At 55.9% G+C, this 16829-nt stretch carries 15 protein-coding genes; 6 read left to right on the forward strand and 9 right to left on the reverse strand.

Annotated features, from left to right (window positions below):
• Positions 1–49: 49 nt before the first annotated feature.
• Complete coding sequence (locus B2R17_RS04960) at positions 50–1213, reverse strand: DUF1559 domain-containing protein (protein ID WP_286763098.1); 1164 nt, start codon at positions 1211–1213, stop codon at positions 50–52.
• Positions 1214–1492: 279 nt separating this feature from the next.
• Here B2R17_RS04960 and B2R17_RS04965 point away from each other — a divergent pair, with 279 nt between their 5' ends.
• Complete coding sequence (locus tag B2R17_RS04965; protein ID WP_286763099.1) at positions 1493–2440, forward strand: DUF6263 family protein; 948 nt, start codon at positions 1493–1495, stop codon at positions 2438–2440.
• Between the two features lie 154 nt (positions 2441–2594).
• Here the strand turns inward: B2R17_RS04965 and B2R17_RS04970 are convergent, their stop codons facing one another.
• From B2R17_RS04970 to B2R17_RS04980, 3 genes are all read right to left on the reverse strand, one after another.
• Complete coding sequence (locus B2R17_RS04970) at positions 2595–5315, reverse strand: ABC transporter permease (protein ID WP_286763100.1); 2721 nt, start codon at positions 5313–5315, stop codon at positions 2595–2597.
• Entirely contained in the window at positions 5299–6216 is a 918-nt protein-coding gene (locus B2R17_RS04975; RefSeq protein WP_286763115.1) for an ABC transporter ATP-binding protein, read from the reverse strand. Before B2R17_RS04975 ends, B2R17_RS04970 begins: the two co-directional genes overlap by 17 nt.
• A gap of 127 nt (positions 6217–6343) precedes the next feature.
• Positions 6344–6799 carry a GntR family transcriptional regulator gene (locus tag B2R17_RS04980; protein WP_286763101.1) on the reverse strand — a complete coding sequence of 152 codons (456 nt, stop codon included), beginning with the start codon at positions 6797–6799 and terminating at the stop codon, positions 6344–6346.
• A 299-nt stretch (positions 6800–7098) separates the two neighbouring features.
• Here B2R17_RS04980 and B2R17_RS04985 point away from each other — a divergent pair, with 299 nt between their 5' ends.
• From B2R17_RS04985 to ilvE, 4 genes are all read left to right on the forward strand, one after another.
• Positions 7099–8676: a lipopolysaccharide biosynthesis protein gene (locus tag B2R17_RS04985; RefSeq protein ID WP_286763102.1), complete on the forward strand. Its 1578-nt coding sequence runs from the start codon at positions 7099–7101 to the stop codon at positions 8674–8676.
• A 350-nt stretch (positions 8677–9026) separates the two neighbouring features.
• On the forward strand, positions 9027–9542 hold the full coding sequence (locus B2R17_RS04990) for a 3-hydroxyacyl-ACP dehydratase FabZ family protein (protein WP_286763103.1): 516 nt from the start codon (positions 9027–9029) through the stop codon (positions 9540–9542).
• A complete protein-coding gene (locus tag B2R17_RS04995) occupies positions 9539–10372 on the forward strand; it encodes an SDR family oxidoreductase (protein ID WP_286763104.1) in 834 nt (277 codons plus the stop codon). The genes B2R17_RS04990 and B2R17_RS04995 overlap by 4 nt, the downstream gene beginning before the upstream one ends.
• Before the next feature lie 79 nt (positions 10373–10451).
• Positions 10452–11309, forward strand: a complete 858-nt coding sequence (gene ilvE / locus B2R17_RS05000) for a branched-chain-amino-acid transaminase (RefSeq protein WP_008667925.1) — start codon at positions 10452–10454, stop codon at positions 11307–11309.
• A 199-nt stretch (positions 11310–11508) separates the two neighbouring features.
• On the opposite strand, the gene B2R17_RS05005 is transcribed toward ilvE, so the two are convergent.
• Positions 11509–12102, reverse strand: coding sequence for a hypothetical protein (locus tag B2R17_RS05005; protein ID WP_286763105.1), 594 nt, complete (start codon positions 12100–12102; stop codon positions 11509–11511).
• A gap of 159 nt (positions 12103–12261) precedes the next feature.
• Complete coding sequence (locus B2R17_RS05010) at positions 12262–12729, reverse strand: DUF1499 domain-containing protein (RefSeq protein ID WP_008667923.1); 468 nt, start codon at positions 12727–12729, stop codon at positions 12262–12264.
• 64 nt (positions 12730–12793) lie between these two features.
• On the opposite strand from B2R17_RS05010, the gene B2R17_RS05015 reads away from it, so the two are divergent.
• A complete protein-coding gene (locus B2R17_RS05015; protein ID WP_286763116.1) occupies positions 12794–14113 on the forward strand; it encodes a replication-associated recombination protein A in 1320 nt (439 codons plus the stop codon).
• An 86-nt stretch (positions 14114–14199) separates the two neighbouring features.
• On the opposite strand, the gene B2R17_RS05020 is transcribed toward B2R17_RS05015, so the two are convergent.
• The 3 genes from B2R17_RS05020 to B2R17_RS05030 all read right to left on the reverse strand — a co-directional run bounded on the left by B2R17_RS05020 (position 14200) and on the right by B2R17_RS05030 (position 16719).
• Positions 14200–14427 (reverse strand): hypothetical protein, encoded by a 228-nt coding sequence (locus B2R17_RS05020; RefSeq protein WP_007327047.1) that lies wholly within the window; start codon positions 14425–14427, stop codon positions 14200–14202.
• Positions 14428–14506: 79 nt separating this feature from the next.
• On the reverse strand, positions 14507–16246 hold the full coding sequence (locus B2R17_RS05025) for a TlpA family protein disulfide reductase (protein ID WP_286763106.1): 1740 nt from the start codon (positions 16244–16246) through the stop codon (positions 14507–14509).
• A 257-nt stretch (positions 16247–16503) separates the two neighbouring features.
• Positions 16504–16719 (reverse strand): hypothetical protein, encoded by a 216-nt coding sequence (locus B2R17_RS05030; protein WP_008657771.1) that lies wholly within the window; start codon positions 16717–16719, stop codon positions 16504–16506.
• Positions 16720–16829 lie beyond the last annotated feature (110 nt).

Consider the following 16829-nt stretch of genomic DNA (forward strand, 5'->3'; position numbering starts at 1 on the left):
GTTCTTGGTGAATAATGCGGGCTGAAAGGAAGCTCGCAACAGCCAGTCGTTAAAGTTCTTCGCCTTTACTATTGAGCGAGTAGTAGCTGGCAAGCTCGAGGTCACCGGCTTCGACTTCGGCATCCGTCCAAAAGTTGCTGTCCTTTGGAAATCCGTTGTTGATGAAGCCATCGCCATTGGCGTCATACAGCCCTCGCACGCTTCCATCTGCCATCAAGACGTGACAAACGCCGCCATGGTGACTCGACATCCCGCGGTAATCTTGTCGTGTGTCGTAGTTCCAAATCCGCAGCCATCCTGAAACGCCTTCGCGTGGCGTGCTCGCCGGGATCACTGGCTCTTCCAGATAGTTCGGGTCGGTCTCTTTGTGCAGAATTGGCTCACCGACGATGGGAGTCACATACGGCGTTCCAGATGTCAATTCGCCGACGTTGCCGGATAGCTGGCCAATGGGCGATGCATCACAAAGAAGCGGAACTGTGCTGCTGGGTGCCTTCGCGGTGTCCAATAGACGTGTCGTCAATGGACCACGGGTCACGTTGAGCGACTTTAGATCATTTTTGCAGGCAGAATCTTTGGGCTGGGGCTGACCGCTTTCGTCCAAAATCACTTCACTACGGACCAGGAACCACGACGCGGCGTAGTTCGTGTTGTAACCGTCTTCCAGCATTTTTCGTTCGATATATTCGACTCGATCCGCTGGACTCGCCTCGATCAGCCGAGCCACGTTCTTGATAACGGTGCCCATTTCGTTCGTGTATTCCTCGGCGCCCAACTGATCGACGCAGTCGTTGGTCGCCCAGTCGGCCTCGTTGTCACTGAGCAAGTGTTCGATGGCGCTGCTCGCCTGAGCGGATGTGCTGGTGCACCGCATTTCGCTCACCAACACGCCGCGTCGCACCAGATCCGCCACCCATCCCACTTCGGTGGGCACACCATCACGACGGAAGTCGAATGCACCTGAACAAAACTCACCGTTGGGCGCGTTCACAGTACGGCCGGTCAAGCCAACTCCGAATTGCTTCAGATTGTTCTGACACTGAGCGGCTCGCGCGGCCTCACGTGCTTTCGAAACAGCGGGAAGCAACAACGCTGCCAACACACCGATGATCGAAATCACCACCAACATTTCAATCAACGTGAATGCGGCGTTGCCTCGTACAACCATTGGCTGCTTGAGCGAAGATTCAAATTGGCGACGGTTGATGGACATGTGAACGAAGACCGTGGAGGAGGATGAGACAAGAACCCAGAGAGGGATACTCGCGCTGCTCCACTTTTCGCATGGTCCGGCGAGGCTTCAACGTCAAAAAAGAATCGGCCGACAACCTTCACGAAAAGGATTGACTGGCCTTCATCAGAAATTCACCGACGCCGAAACTCGTCCACTTCGATTGCGAAGTATTCCACTGGCGGCGAACGACGGGATTTGGTATCGGCGACCACCGTTGGACCCTTCCCACCGATAAAACTCTGACTGGAGCCCACCACGATGTTGCTGCGAATCCCTTCCACGTCCCGTCGCCTCGCTTTGATTGGACTGGCCTGCCTGGGAACACAGAGCGTTCTGGCACCCCAATCGATCGGCAACGCGAAGGAACAATCGGTTCTGGAACAAGCCGAAGATGCAACCGGTGAAACCTACTCGCTGAAACACACGCTTCAGCCTGGGCAAACACTTCGCTATGAAGTCACCCACGTTGCCAAAACAAAGACTCGCATCAATGGGTCCGAAGAAATCGCGAATGTTCACACCAAGAGCAATCGAGCTTGGACCGTCGCGGAAGCCAATGATTCCGAAATGACGTTTGATCACTCGATCGAATCCGTCGCCATGACCCAGCAAAATGGCGGTGCGGATGAAGTTCAATGGGACAGCACAACCGGCGAAGAACCACCGAAAATCTTCAGTGTTGTCGCTTCGCAGATCGGGACTCCGCTGGCAACCGTGACGATCAACAAGCAGGGCCAAGAAGTCCGCCGGGAAGATCATGCCGGCTCCAAGTCCTCGCTGGGCATGGGGACGCTCGCGCTGGCACTGCCTGACAAACCCGTCAAGATTGGCGAATCATGGGCCGTCCCGACGGAAATCAAAGCCCGAACCGAAGATGGCTTCGTCAAGCAAATCAAAATCCGCCAGCTTTATACGCTGAAGAAAGTCAAAGCGGGTGTGGCAACACTGAGCGTGAAAAGCGAAACCTTGACCCCGATCGAAGAAGAATCCTTGCGAGCACAAGTCATCCAGCAACTCAGCAACGGAACGCTGCGTTTCGATGTCGACAACGGCTACTTGCTCAGCAAAGAACTGATCTGGGACGAATCCGTCGTCGGCTTCCAAGGTCCTGGCAGCATGATGGAATACCGAGCCAAGATGACTGAGGAACTGCTGCCCGCAGACAGCTCCACGACGGTCGCGTCGAAGAAGAAAAGCCAACGCTGATCGCCGCCGCCAGTCTCGGCAGACTCCTCTCCCCCGTAGGCCAGGTCCTACCTGGCGGGGTGATTGGACGGTACTCGTTTGAACTCGAGAACCAAATTGTGACTCGCCTCGCTTTGTGCCAAAGCATCGGCTCGAGTGCCAGGTGAAACCTGGCCTACGTTGCTTCGATCATCTCCGGCGGCTCACGCAAGCGATCCGCCATTTGACGAAACTCGTCGATCAACAGCTCTTGCTCTCGATAAAACACGGGAGCTCGAGGCGGTGATGCGACTTCTTGGTGACCGAGCGAGTTTTCGCCGTTGCGACGGTCCTTCAACAGCTCACCCCAAAGCAGCCGTTGCTCGGTCAGCTCAGGATCGTCCCACTCGGGCAATCCGCTCTCAAGCTGATTCAGCGTACTGCGAACCGCGACATCGAGCTTCCGCTCGAAACGCTTCTGCTCGATCCCCAGCCGATACAACGGGTCGGACAACGGAGCCTCCAAGAACGACTTCTCGTTTCCCAGCTCATCGTCGAACCGGCCACTCCACTCTCCCTTTTGAAAGCGTTGCCACTCGCTGATCAGGCATCGCTGGCGACTCTCACGACGTAGTTCCTCGCTGGCCAGTTGATCGACCACTCGAATGAATGTTTCGCGATCCAACTGATGCTCTTCGCCCTGCGGGAGAGCCTGACCAGTGAACAGGTTTTGATCGTAGGCGATCTGCCTCAAACCAGCGATCACGATCCACTCATTGGACTCGGCATTATTGAGCAGTTCGCCCAACTCGCCCAATGCAAGTGCCTGCTCCCGAGAAAGCCTTGACCACTTGGCGGAGACTTCCAACGCTTTGCGGCGCAACGGTTGCCACTCAAAATTTTGCGGAGCCACATAGCGGTAAGGTCCATTCCAAATGGCTTGTCCCAGACCCAAGATTGGGTCGCGAACGCACAACTCGTACAGCACCGTTTGCGAGACGAACTCACCCATCATCGTGTCAGACTTCAATTCCGTGTCCAATCGGAATGTCAGATCACGCATTTGTTCCGCTCGGTTCAAGTGGACCGCCTCGACCGCCACCAAACCAGACTGATGAAAGCTCGGATTCAAACGGATAGTGAATTGCATCTTGCCTGCGTCTGCGGTGCCCACATTTGGAAATTCCGTTTGCAGCATGATCTTCTTCATGCCTTCGTCGAACCGATCGAGCGAATACACATCCGCATTCAAATCGATGTTCCGAGTCCCTGGCAACACATCCACCGCCGACTCGAAGTCTTCCGGCGTGACTGGCGTCTGAACGATCGCCAGCATCTCGTTTCGCCACGCAGGCATTTCTGGCGGCGTCGTCCACCAGCGATGCACGAAGAGACACAGGCACATCACTCCTAAGGCCAGCAAGCAATACGCCAGCCCTCGTCCCCACACAGCAGCCGAAGAAACACCTTCCATCACAAAAGGCGTCAAACGCCGAGTTGCGAACAGCAACACGCCTGCGGCCAGCCAAAGCAGGCTGGTGTAACCTCCGTAGAACGCGAGCAGGCCAAACGCGGGTAGCATCCAGAGCAGAGCCACCACAGGTGCACCAAAGAACGCCAGCGATGGACGGCGGCCCCATTGCCCCGTCAAAACACCGATCAAGAAAAGAAGGGTTTGCACGACCCCGTTGAACCCGAAGGCCTGCCACAAGGTTCCAGTTCCGTAATGCATCCCAAGATACAAATCGAGGCCAGAAACAAATGGGAACACCAGTATCAGAAACAACGATGTCATCGCGTTTGGGATCAGTCGCGTCACCCAGATCAGGTTCGGCGACCAACCACGGTCCGCGAAAAAACCTTGCCGCGTTCCCCGACGATCGCCGTGAAAAGCCGCGACTCCTAGCATCAGATGAGCGGCCGGCCATCCGAGGACAACCAACAGTGCATGAAAACCATGATTTCCATCCGTCCAAATCGATAATAGCGAGAACAGGGCAAACGAGCACGCAGCACCAATGACCAGACGAGTCTGCCGAACCTGTTGCCAAAGCAACGCGCGGAACGGACGCGGTTTGGTATGCCAAGCCACTTGCACCACGCTTGGCTGCCAAGCCGAAGCCGAGGCCACCGCTGGAGCCTGCCAACGGTGATCACTCGCACCGGCCAGGCGATGGCGAGCCAAACCAGCGATCATGGCCCCCAGTGCAACGAGACAAACCACAGCAAAACACAAAATGGCAACACGCTGACCAGCGGTCGCCTCCAAAAACGTGACTCCATGATGGAAAGGTGTGCTCACCAATCCGGCGATCGAGTAGTTCCACAACAAGGTGAGTCCCACGATCAACGGGATCACCAACATCACCGAACCGACCGGATTGCGAACGATCAACGCCGCGATCCAGCCACAGATCAGCAAGCCCACTCCGTAAACCGTCAACTCGAAGATCGATTCCGATCCGGAGATCCGTCCGATCTCGCCCCAGTCCCACTCGCCCCGCAACACGACCCAAGAAAGCACAAAGCAGGCTGTGGCGATCAAGACCGCCAGTGCCCAGGCGGCGAACCCAACCAATAACTTGGACAACAACACTTGCGACCAAGTCACCGGCAACGTCCGCAACCAATCCAGTGTTCGCTCTTCGTTCTCCGTGCCCAAAGAGATCGGCGGAATCCCGAGAGCAACCAAGTTCGGCAACAACACCCACAACACGGAAAGTGTCGTCAGGCTCGGATCCGAGGCCGGATCGATCGCGGCACGAAGGACCGCCAGGAAGAACAGCGCCGCCGTGCCGATGACACCCGCCAACAACAGCGGTTGCAGCATCCGAAAGTCTTTCCAAACCAAATGCTGAAATGCTGATCGTGGACGCGAAACGGCCGGGTAAGCAAAAGCATCAAGCGAAGTGGCCATCGTTCACCTCCTGACGACGATCGAAGAACGAGGGTTCATCCCGAATGGGTTGACCACAAACCGCAATAAAAACTTCTTCCAGCGTTGGCACGCTGACATGGAATTGGCGCACACCATCGTCAGGTCCCCAGTGCAGTTCCCCGGCGTAGTTCCAATCCGTGATCACCCAGCGTCTTTGACGACCGTTGTTAGTTTCGCTCAGCACACGCCCCGGCAACTCCGGTGACTCGACGTGAGCGTCTTCCATCGTTGCCGTCACGATTCGAGTGTGCAATTTCAAGTTGTTCATCGACTGAACCAATTTGACTTGGCCGCCATGAATCATCGCCACCATGTCTGCGACTCGTTCGACTTCATTGATGTGATGACTCGATAGCAGTACTGTTCGCCCAGCGGCGGCACGGTCGACCATCGATTCCAAGAACTGACGACGGACCATTGGATCCAAACCGCTGGTCGGTTCATCCAAGATCAACAGTTCCGGATCATGAGCCGTCGCGAGAGCCAGAGCCACTTTGGCTCGCTGGCCCTTGCTCATCGATTTGATCTTCGTTGCCGGTGGCACCTGAAACTCTTCGATCAAGTCGCGATACCGGGGGATAAAACCTTCGTCGTAGAACGCACTGACGAACCATCCAATCTCCGGCGGTGTCATCCACTCATAAAGAGCCGGCGAGTCGGACACGTAGCCGATCTTTCGCCTGATCTCCTCGGAGTGCTGACCACAATCATGCCCAAGGATCGACGCGTTGCCGGAATCCGGCTTTTGAAAACCGGTCAAGATTCGAATCAAGGTTGTCTTGCCGGCTCCGTTCTCACCCAGCAAAGCGAACACCGTCCCCGCCGGCACGTGCAAGCTGACGTTTTCCAACGCAACCGTGTTCCGAAACCGCTTGCTCACACGATTGACTTGAATGATGCCTCCAGGTTCGACGTCTGTCCGACCGAGGTGCGAATCATATGCAGGACGATCCGAGGCCATGCCAGACGCTTCCCGTGGACTAGGCTCACGCTCAATGGAATCCAATTCATTCATGGCTCGGCTCGTTGTTGGAGGAAGAAACAGATTCAAGTTTTGGTTCGTCCGAGTTGGACTTCGCCGAGGCCGCACTCAACCGTGAAAGCTCCGCTTCAAAGAGCGACCGCAATTGATCCGGCGACATCCCGCCGGCAATCGCATCGGCCAAAGCACGGCGAACACCGTCCCCGACCAAGTCATCGCGGGCGGACGTGCAGGCTTCGATCGCATCTCGCCGGACCACCATTCCGCGACCACGCAGCGGCTTGAGGATTTCTTGGGTCTGCAGCTCGCGATAGGCTCGCGCGATCGTGTTGGGATTCAGCGCGATCTCGCGAGAAAGCTGACGGACACTGGGAAGCATTTGGCCGCCAACCAGCGTGCCATCGGCAACAGCCAGCTTGACCTGACGGACGATCTGCTCGTAGATCGGCACGTCACTGGCCGCGTCAATGGAAAAGAACATGGGCATCTCCGAAGGAGGAGTCCGAGGCAGCAACGGCCACCCCGCACCTGTGTGCTACCACGATAGCACACCGAGCGATCCAGTCAACGTTTTACGCCAAAATTATTGACATGACCGTTTCAACCGGACTCGTCGACCGCGAGATTCGATGATCTTTTGGGTTCACCAATGAAGTGAACAAGGTGCCACCGATCAACGAGCCACTCTTTCGAAACCGCCCATTGCAAAAAAGCGTCCACGCGAATCTGCTCCGCTCGCGACGCCTGAATTCGCTCAACTGACCACGAAGCCAATTGCCGATGTCGACCGCCGACTCAGCCGCTCAATCGACGACGCCTCGTTCCGCCTTTCGTGTCGATTCGCTCGCGATCGGCATGATTGTGATGCTGGCGATGACGGTGCTTGGCCGAGGTATCGGCTTCATTCGCGGGATGGCGTTCTGTCGGTTGATGGACGACACCGATGTCGGACGTTGGTCGATGGCGTTTGGATTCATCACTCTGATCACCCCAGTGATGCTATTGGGGATCCCCGGCGTGCTGCCGAGATTCACCGAACACTTTCGTCTCAAGCGTTCGCTCACACCGTTTGTGCGCCGGATCGCGATTGGGACGCTGGCATGCACATCCATTTTCGTCACAACCATGTTGTGGTTTCCCGACTGGTTTGGATGGATCGTTTTCCTGCAACCGCAAGACAACCGACTGATCTATGGCGTCGCGGGAGCGGTCGTCGGGATGATCGTCTACAACTTTATCAGCGACCTGAACGGCTCACTCCGGCAAGTCCGAATGGTCTCATGCATGCAATTCATGCAGGGCGTTGGGTTCACGCTACTGAGTGTCGCGTGGCTGCTCGTGGGCGGTTCGTTTGCTGGCGTCGTTTGGATGTTTGCCGCGTCATGTTTAGTCGCATCGATCCCGGGCCTGTGGTCACTCGTTCGTTCTTGGGAATCGGCTCAGATCCTCCAACACTCAGAAGAACAAACCAATTCAACTGCGGCGGACGAACCGCTGCCGTCCGACGATGTTCCATTCGGCCTGTGGGACATGATCCGCCGACTGGCACCTTACGCGACGGCACTTTGGATGATGAACTTGATCGGCAATCTGTTTGAGCTTTCCGATCGATACATGATTCTGCATTTCATTCCCGCCACTGAAACGCTGTCCGCTGAAATCGCGGGTCAAGCCGCGGTGGGCCAATATCACTCCGGCCGAATCATCCCAATGCTGCTTCTCAGCCTAGGAACGATGATCGGGGGTGTCATGCTGCCGTATTTGTCAGCGGACTGGGAAGCAAAGCGTTTTGAAGCAGTGCAGACTCGATTGCGAGACGCATTGCTGGCGGTTTCGATCGTCTTCACGTGCGGAAGCGCGATGGCAATTTTACTGGGCCCTTGGATGTTCAATGTTCTCCTGCAAGGCCGCTACACCGACGGAATGACCCTGATGCCGATGGCTCTGTGCTTTTGCACCTGGGCGGCTCTCGTGACCGTCGGCCAGAACTACCTTTGGACGGTTGAAAAAGGAAAGTGGGTTCCAGTCGCCATGGCAGCTGGACTGCTTAGCAACCTTGCACTCAATGCTTGGCTGCTACCGATGTTTGGCTTGCAAGGTGCCGTGATCGCGACACTTTGTTCTCACGGCGTTGTGATGAGCGGAGTTTGGCTTGCCATGATCGGCTGCGGATACAACGTCGACATGACGCTGGTCGTGCTTTCACTGCTACCAGTCAGTCTGTTGGTCTCGCCCTATGTCGCACTGCTGCTCGCCACCACAATCGGCCTGATGGCTTGGAATGATGACGCGACTCGTCGACGATGGCTGGACAGCTTGCCTGACAAGGTTCGCTCGAAGCTGATGCCGCTGGGCTGAGCCTAAAAGCTTTGCTGCGTTTCGATTGAAAAGGTTAAATTGACAATTGCAAAGTGCAAAATGCTGTTGGGGTGAACGGGCCGCAAGCAATTTGAAATTTACAATTGTCAATTTAACCTTTTCAATGATTGCATCTAACGTGAATAATCTCGGGGCTTCCACCCCGAGCTACCCACGACGGCCCCGTCCGGGGCGATGCAAGCGAACCTTTCGCGGCACAATTCGCACTTGTATCCCGGTCAGCCCGAATCACGATTGGCTCGGTATTGCCGATCATCGCACACGGTGCGGACGTTCCTTCGCGAACGTGAACAAACCCTCTTTCGCCGGCCTTGACGATCGCCCCAAAAATGGCGTTTGATACGGGGATGAACACACCCAACGACTCCACCGAAACTCGGCATCTTGGCCCACAAGAAATTGAGGCCAGAATCCCCCACCGCGCCCCCATGCTGTTGCTGGATGAAGTGGTGGAAATCACCGAGAACACGCTGCACGCCCGCAAAACGTTCTCGGCCGACGAGTTCTTCGTGCAGGGACACTTCCCCGATTACCCGCTGGTTCCCGGCGTGATTCAGTGCGAATGCTGCCTTCAAGCCGGAGCGATCCTGCTGTCTGAGCACACTCCCGCGGTGGGCGAATTCGTCCCCGTGGCGACCCGAATGGACAGTGTGAAATTCAAAAACATGGTGCGGCCGGGCGACACCGTCGACATTCACGTGACGCTCAAAGAGCAACTTTCCAACGCGTTTTTCCTCACCGGCAAAATGCTGCTCAACGGGAAGGTCACCACGCGGCTCGAGTTCGCATGCAGCATCACCCAAGCGCAGCCCACCCCATCCACTGAATCGGATGCAAAATTTTGAGCACCGAAAACAACTCCGCGTTCGACTTCCTGGGGATGACTGGCAAGACGTTCCTGGTGATGGGAGTCGCCAACAAAAAAAGTGTCGCCTTCGCGATTGCCAAGCAAATTGAGCAAGCCGGCGGAGAGGTCATCTACGCCGTTCGCAGTGAGGCTCGCCGCGACAGTCTGGCAAAGCTGTTGTCCGGTCGCCGGATGATCGTTTGCGACGTCGAACAACAATCAGAAATCGATGCGTTGGCCGCCGAACTCGAGCGGGACAACGTGACGCTCGCCGGGTTGGTGCACGCAATTGCCTTTGCCGATTACAGCGACGGCATTCGCCCGTTCCATGAAACGACGCGTCGCCAATTCCTTCAAGCGATCGACATCTCGGCCTTTTCATTGGTCGCGGTTTGCAACGCTGTCAAAGACCGTTTGGCGAGTGACGCCAGCGTGGTCACGATCGGAATCAGCACCACGCGGATGGCTAGCGAAAGCTACGGCTTCATGGCGCCGATCAAAGCCGCCCTGGAATCATCGCTGGCCTTCCTGACCAAATCGTTCAGCCGATTCAGCCAAGTGCGTTTCAACGCCGTCGCAGCTGGGTTGCTGAAAACGAGTGCTTCCGCGGGAATCCCCGGTTACGTCGATTCGTACCTGTACGCCGAGAAAGTCATCCCACGAGGGGAAGCGGTCTCGACGAACGAAGTCGCATCGACGGCAGCCTTTTTGCTGTCACCACGCAGCAGTGGAATCACCGCTCAATCGATCGTGGTCGATGCGGGCATGTCCATCAACTATTTTGATGCCGACGTGGTCGGAGCGGTCACCAACGCATCGGTCGACTGAAACCGGGTTCTAAAGCTGAGTTCGCCCACTCGCCGACAACACATATCCATCGCACCTTTCAATCTCTGAGTTTTCGGGCATGACCCAAGCCATCTACATCAACGGTGAATACTTCTCTCGCGAAGACGCCAAGATCAGCGTCTATGATCACGGGCTGCTGTACGGTGACGGCGTGTTCGAAGGCATGCGAATTTACTCGGGCAAAGTTTTCGCACTCGAAGACCACATGACACGGCTCTACGAAAGTGCCCGTGCGATCATGCTGGACATCCCAATCGCGATCGATGCACTGACGACCGCCGTGAACGAAACCGTTGCCAAAAACGGTTTGACGGAAGGCTACATTCGCTTGGTTGTTACCCGCGGCGGCAACCAATTGGGTCTCAACCCGTTCGCGTGCGAAGATCCCCAAGTGATCATCATCGCAGACACGATCTCGTTATACCCCGAAAAGTTTTACACCGAGGGCTTGGATCTGATCACCGCATCGACCATCCGCAATCACCCGGCCGCACTCAGCCCCCGCGTGAAGTCGCTGAACTATCTGAACAACATCATGGCCAAGATCGAAGCCATTCGCGCCGGGTGCATTGAAGCGGTGATGTTGAACACCAAAGGCGAAGTCGCCGAGTGCACTGGCGACAACATCTTTATCGTTCGTGGCGACCGTTTGATCACGCCACCCATCGACGCGGGAATTTTGGAAGGCATCACCCGCAACACGGTGATCGACCTGGCTCGCGAAAACGGAATCGAAGTGGCGGAGGAAGCCATGACGCGTCACGACATCTTCGTCGCTGATGAATGCTTCTTAACCGGCAGCGCCGCTGAAGTCATCCCCGCAGTCAAACTCGATGGCCGAGTCATCGGCGACGGCAAACCCGGTCCAATGACCCAAAAGCTCAACGCCGCCTTCCGAGAATTTGTGGCTCGCTGAGGAAGTCGCTGGTCCCATCGTTCAGCTTGACGGGCCCCCAACTTGACGGGCCCCCAAAGCGGATCGAGTGACTGAGCGTTGCTGGAACGTCGTCAAAACCGTAGCGGAACTCGCCAAGAGTTTCGGCCACCCAACGCCCAATCGCCGAAACTCTTGGCGAGTTCCGCTACGACATTTCCGAAAGTCTTGGCGACTTCCGCTACGTTTCCTGTGCGTACTTTGGGTCATCGCGGCGAAAACACTCGGTTCGTTTTAAAAACGAGAGAGTTCGCCAGAGGATCTCCCAACTATCCAGCTCAAACAATCGGAGGTTGGGATAACCAGGAATCAGGCATCCGGTATAGATATAATCTGCAAATCCATCGACCGGCGCAAGCCCTTTCCGTTCGGGGTTGCGAGCGATGTACTCCGCAACGTCTTCGATTGCCGAACACTCGCATTCTGATTCACGCAGCACATGATCGTAAGGCTGCCGCTGAAACTCGAAACCAATTCGCTTCAAGCAGGAGTTCAAATCGTTTCGAACCGTCTTCATCGCGAGACGCTGGTCAGTACTTTCACTTAATCCGCACCACAACAGATGGGCATGGTCTGGCATCAAACAGAAGACGGGGCACGCGAACTGGTAACGAAACATTGCATGGGCGAGAACTTCACGAAACTTGTAGAAAAAACGTGGTTCCAACCAACCTGTTCGACGACCTTCCATCGTCATCGTCCAGTGGACCCAAGCAAGCCCGCGATAGGACTCCGGATCAAGACGTTTCAGTCGCTGTTTGTGCTGCCTGTCCATCCCAAAATTCTATCACCCCCAACCGTAGCGAACGTCGTCAAAACCGTAGCGGAACTCGCCAAGAGTTTCGGCCACCCAACGCCCAATCACCGAAACTCTCGGCGAGTTCCGCTACGACATTTCCGAAAGTCTTGGCGACTTCCGCTACGGTCACATCCCTCACTCCGCTGAAAACGCTTCGCGGAGATGCTTGAGGTTGCGGGGGTTTTGACCGAGATCCCCTTTGCCGACACGAGACTGACTTTCCGCATCGACGCGAGTGAAAACGTCACCGGAGGATGAAACATCCTCCGTCAGACGTACGTGGACATCGTCGACAAATCGCAACCACTTCGTCCGGCGGGTCAAGTGAATTGATTGCGTTTGATCAGTCGCCAACGTGTCCATCGGGTCATCGGTCATCGATTCGATTTGCCAAATGGATTCGGACTCCACCCATCGCTCCAGATCGGCTCGCACGTCCGCGATTCGTTGATGCAATCGCATCGGTCTCATTTGCGGGTCCGTGGCGGAATCATCCCACTTGGCATGATTGGTCGTCCAATCTCGTCCCCAATCGTCGACGAGAGTCGCCACACGTGCGACAATCGCCAACGTTACCACTCCAGCGATTGCAGTTCCTGTCATTGCTCTTCTCGTTCGTTTTCGCGAGCGGTCATCCCGCCGTTCACTTTGAATTGTCATGTCGACCATGGATCTATTTGCCGATCAAGAAGCGGACCATCTGTTTGCTGCCCAGCCCTTGGCCGCACGAATGCGTCCCAAGAAGCTATCGGAGTTTGTCGGCCAACAACACATCCTAGGCGAAGGGAAACTACTTCGGCGATTGATTGCAAGTGGTCGCGTTGGCTCGATCCTGCTGCACGGCCCGCCGGGAACCGGCAAGACCACGCTTGCCCACCTAATTGCGTCGGAGCAGAACAGCGAACTGATCACGCTCAATGCCATCAGCAGCGGTGTGAAAGACGTTCGCGAAGTGCTTGCGAAAGCACGCGACCGCGTGTCAGCGGGCGACCCCAGACCACTGCTTTTCATTGATGAGATTCATCGATTCAACAAATCTCAGCAAGACGCACTGCTCGCCGATGTGGAATCGGGCATTATCTCGCTGATCGGTGCCACAACCAGCAATCCGTACTTCGCGGTCAACGCTGCTCTGATCAGCCGAAGCCAACTGTTCGGCTTGGAACCCGTTTCCGTCGATGACATGCGCAGTCTGCTGAAGCGGGCGATCACAGACCGAGAATGCGGGCTCGGAGCTCAGAATGTTACCATCGACGAAGACGCGATTGACTATCTCTCATCGGCCTCAGATGGCGACGCTCGCAAAGCACTGACGGCGCTCGAAGTGGCGGTGCACAGCCATGATGATCCCAAAACATCGATCACGCGAGAAGACGTTGCCGAATCCATGACCAGCCGCATCGCTGGCTACGATGCCACCGGCGATGACCACTATGATTTGGCCAGCGCACTCATCAAAAGCATTCGAGGCAGCGACGTGGATGCGTCCTTGTACTGGCTCGCGAGGATGCTCGAAGGCGGTGAAGACATTCGCTTCCTTTGCCGGCGACTAGTGATTTTGGCCAGTGAAGACATTGGCAATGCGGACCCGCAAGCGTTGATGATCGCAGTCAGCGCCATGCAGGCTTGCGAGATGATCGGGCTTCCCGAAGCTCAACTCACGCTGAGCCAAACGGTGGCCTACTTGAGCCTGGCCCCCAAAAGCAACGCAGCGACTTCCGCGATCAGCGCCGCTCGCCGGGACGTTCGAGATCGCCAGGTCATTCCTGTTCCGAAGATGCTTCGTTGTGGGCATTACACGGGAGCCGAAGAACTCGGTCATGGCGACGGTTACAAATCTGCTCACAACACCGAAGAAGGGGTGGCCAAGCTGGATTACCTGGGCGTCGACCGCCGCTACTACGAACCGGTCGAGCGAGGATTCGAATCCGAACTCGCCTCGCGGCTACAAAAAATTCGCGAGCAGTTGGGCAGGGAAGCCGATTGATTCACACCATGGCTCATGAACGCGGCAAGCACGCAACGAATGGACGAGTGCTAAATCGCTGCATCAACCATCTCGTGAGAATTTCACTACAGCCAATCCAGCTGAGTGATCCTTCGCAGTCGGTCCTCAAAATTCCCGAGCAGACCGCCGACCAAAACCCATTCGTGACGATCCCTCAGTTCGATTTCGCCGAACTTGTTGATTCGTAAAATGGAGTCACCATTGACGCCAGCTTCATGGAGCTGGCCCATGTCGATTTCGCCTTCGTTGATAACGTCCAACAACGATTTGCCGGTGAGTTCGATGAATTGCATGGTCGCAACCTAGCAGACGGATACAAAGACGAGTCGTTTCTCATTGCCCCACGGCGCTCGTCCGTCCAACCAGCTTAATTCAACGCAAAAGGTTTTCGACAACCGGCGTCAAATCTCGGCCAGAAAATTCGATGGCCGCCACTTTGCCGTCTTGGTCGATCACTGCCACAAACAGCAAAGAAACCACGCCAAACCGGTAGGCAACGGAGTTGGCAACAGAAGCTTCTGGGTCCGTCACACTTCGAAAACTCGGGAACGGAATTTTGTTGCGAGATTCAAATGCGGGAACGTCTGTCGACTGAACATCCAAGTTCATTCCGACGATTGCAACCTTTTCTGGGTACTGCCGAGCGATCGCTTGCAGGTTGTCGACGACCAACAACGAGTCTGGGAACGCGGCCGACCAGAACGGCATCAAAACGACTTTGCCGCGATAATCTTCCATCGACAGCTCATCACCGTCTGTGCTGGGCAGGTCCGGATCGAACGTCTTGCCAATGATCTTTTCGCGATTATCACGGGCCTGAAGTGCGGTCCTCGCCTCGCTCCCGCGATCGTCTTGCATGGCGGCAAACTTGTCATCCAAAACCTGATACGTCACTTCGGACAAATCCGCACGTCCGACTGTCTCTACCTCCAAACTTGCCCCCGCCAGAAACTGAGTCGTCAGAAGATCGGGTTGCTCATCGGCCAAGGCTTCGATCGCTGCCTTCCAATCACTCGTCGACACGGCGGAGTTGGATGGATCGGTGCCTTCGTTCGCCTCGTTGATGACAGTTTGCATTAGCTGCTGAACGCGCGATGTCGCTTCGCTGACCTGAAAATTGGGGCCTGCGACTTGGCGGGCCATGTCGACCAATGCCTCCATCGCACCGGACTCGCCGGCGTTCGCCTCAGCGGGCTCGACGAATTCCTCTAGGATCATCGCACGAACCCGTGCGGCTTCTTCAACATGTTCGAATTGCAGCAACGCGTCTTTGGCTTGTCCCATCACCATCAACGTCGCGGCGTCGGGAGCGGAACTGGATTGCAGCAATCGATCGATTTGAGAAACCACTCGACTGGGAGCACCTTCCTTTCCGTTTCGCAGGTCCTCGATCGCGAAACCGATCAGCACAAGCTGGCTGTCTGAACGTACATCCGGATCGGAGTCCTCTTGCAACGACTCCGCCAGTGTTTGCAGACTCTCGGCCGCTTTCAGATCACCCAACGAAGCCAAGTGGGAAAGGGATTGCAGCTCACCTTGGCGACCAATCGCCTTTTCCTTTTCGGTAGCATCCGCGTGTTCGATCAATCGACGCGAGGCTTCTCGTTTCCAAGTCGCGATGCGTTTCAGCTCGTTGAATGCGGTGGCACTATCTTCGATGCCTGACTCACCACGCGTGATCATCCGCATCTCGATATCTGCTTCCGAGAGAAATGTCCGGAGCTGCGCTGGTTTCAAATCATGAGCGAGTTGCTTCCGTCGACCATCCAGCTGAGAGGTGACGCTTTGCGGCACGTCAATCGAGGCTGATGCGTCTTTGTTTGGCTGCGGATCGGTCGCGCCATTCGGCTCATTGGTTGCTGGTGATGCAGGCGTCGAAGCAGCATTGCTGTCTCCAACAAGCATCAGGTCATCCTGGGACGACTCATCCGTCTCTTCGGACTGACCTTCGTTGGTCTCCGAAGATGGAGCCCCCGATGCAGAATCCGTCGACTCGGCAGAAGGCTGACGAGTGCAGCCTCCGACAACTTGGGTCAACAAGATCGCAAAGACGCACGCTCCGATGGTTTTCGGAAGCTTGCCCAACACGATGGCAATTTGAGCTTGAATCATCCAATGACATCCCTGAAGAACGAAAACCAATATTCTACTGGCCAAGGAGCCAGTTCGAATACCGTTCGTTCAATTCTGGTCGGATTGGATAAACAACATTCTGAGATTTGAAAAAGGCATTCCCGGTCACGTTCGTTGATCCCATTTCGTAGACGTTTGGGCAAACGCCACCAATTGAATCAGGAACAGACTGCCGCTTTTTGCGGAGGACCGGTCTGGTGCAGTCGCCGATTTTGCGACGTGCACAAATCCACATCTCAGGCAGCGGTGTGGTCGGCCGACAAGGCATCGAGCAGATCAGCAAAGCGATCGTCGGCTTCGCGACGACGACGCAAACGCTCTGCAACACTCCAGCTGCTGCGGATCTTCATGACACGGCGAGTGATCTCGGCGTCGGATGGTGCTGTCTCATTCTGCGATGCAGCTGAGATCATCGAGACGTTTTCGAGCGATGGCATGGTTTCGGTCAACATTGCGATTCTTCCTGAAACGGGGCTTTCATATGGCTCGGTACCACGTTGACGCCGGTACCGATTTGGATGCCTCCATCCGAGGCATTGGCGTCTGGATTGGTGCTAACGCA

The sequence above is a fragment of the Rhodopirellula sp. UBA1907 genome, from assembly GCF_002337565.1.
Lineage (GTDB): Bacteria > Planctomycetota > Planctomycetia > Pirellulales > Pirellulaceae > Rhodopirellula > Rhodopirellula europaea.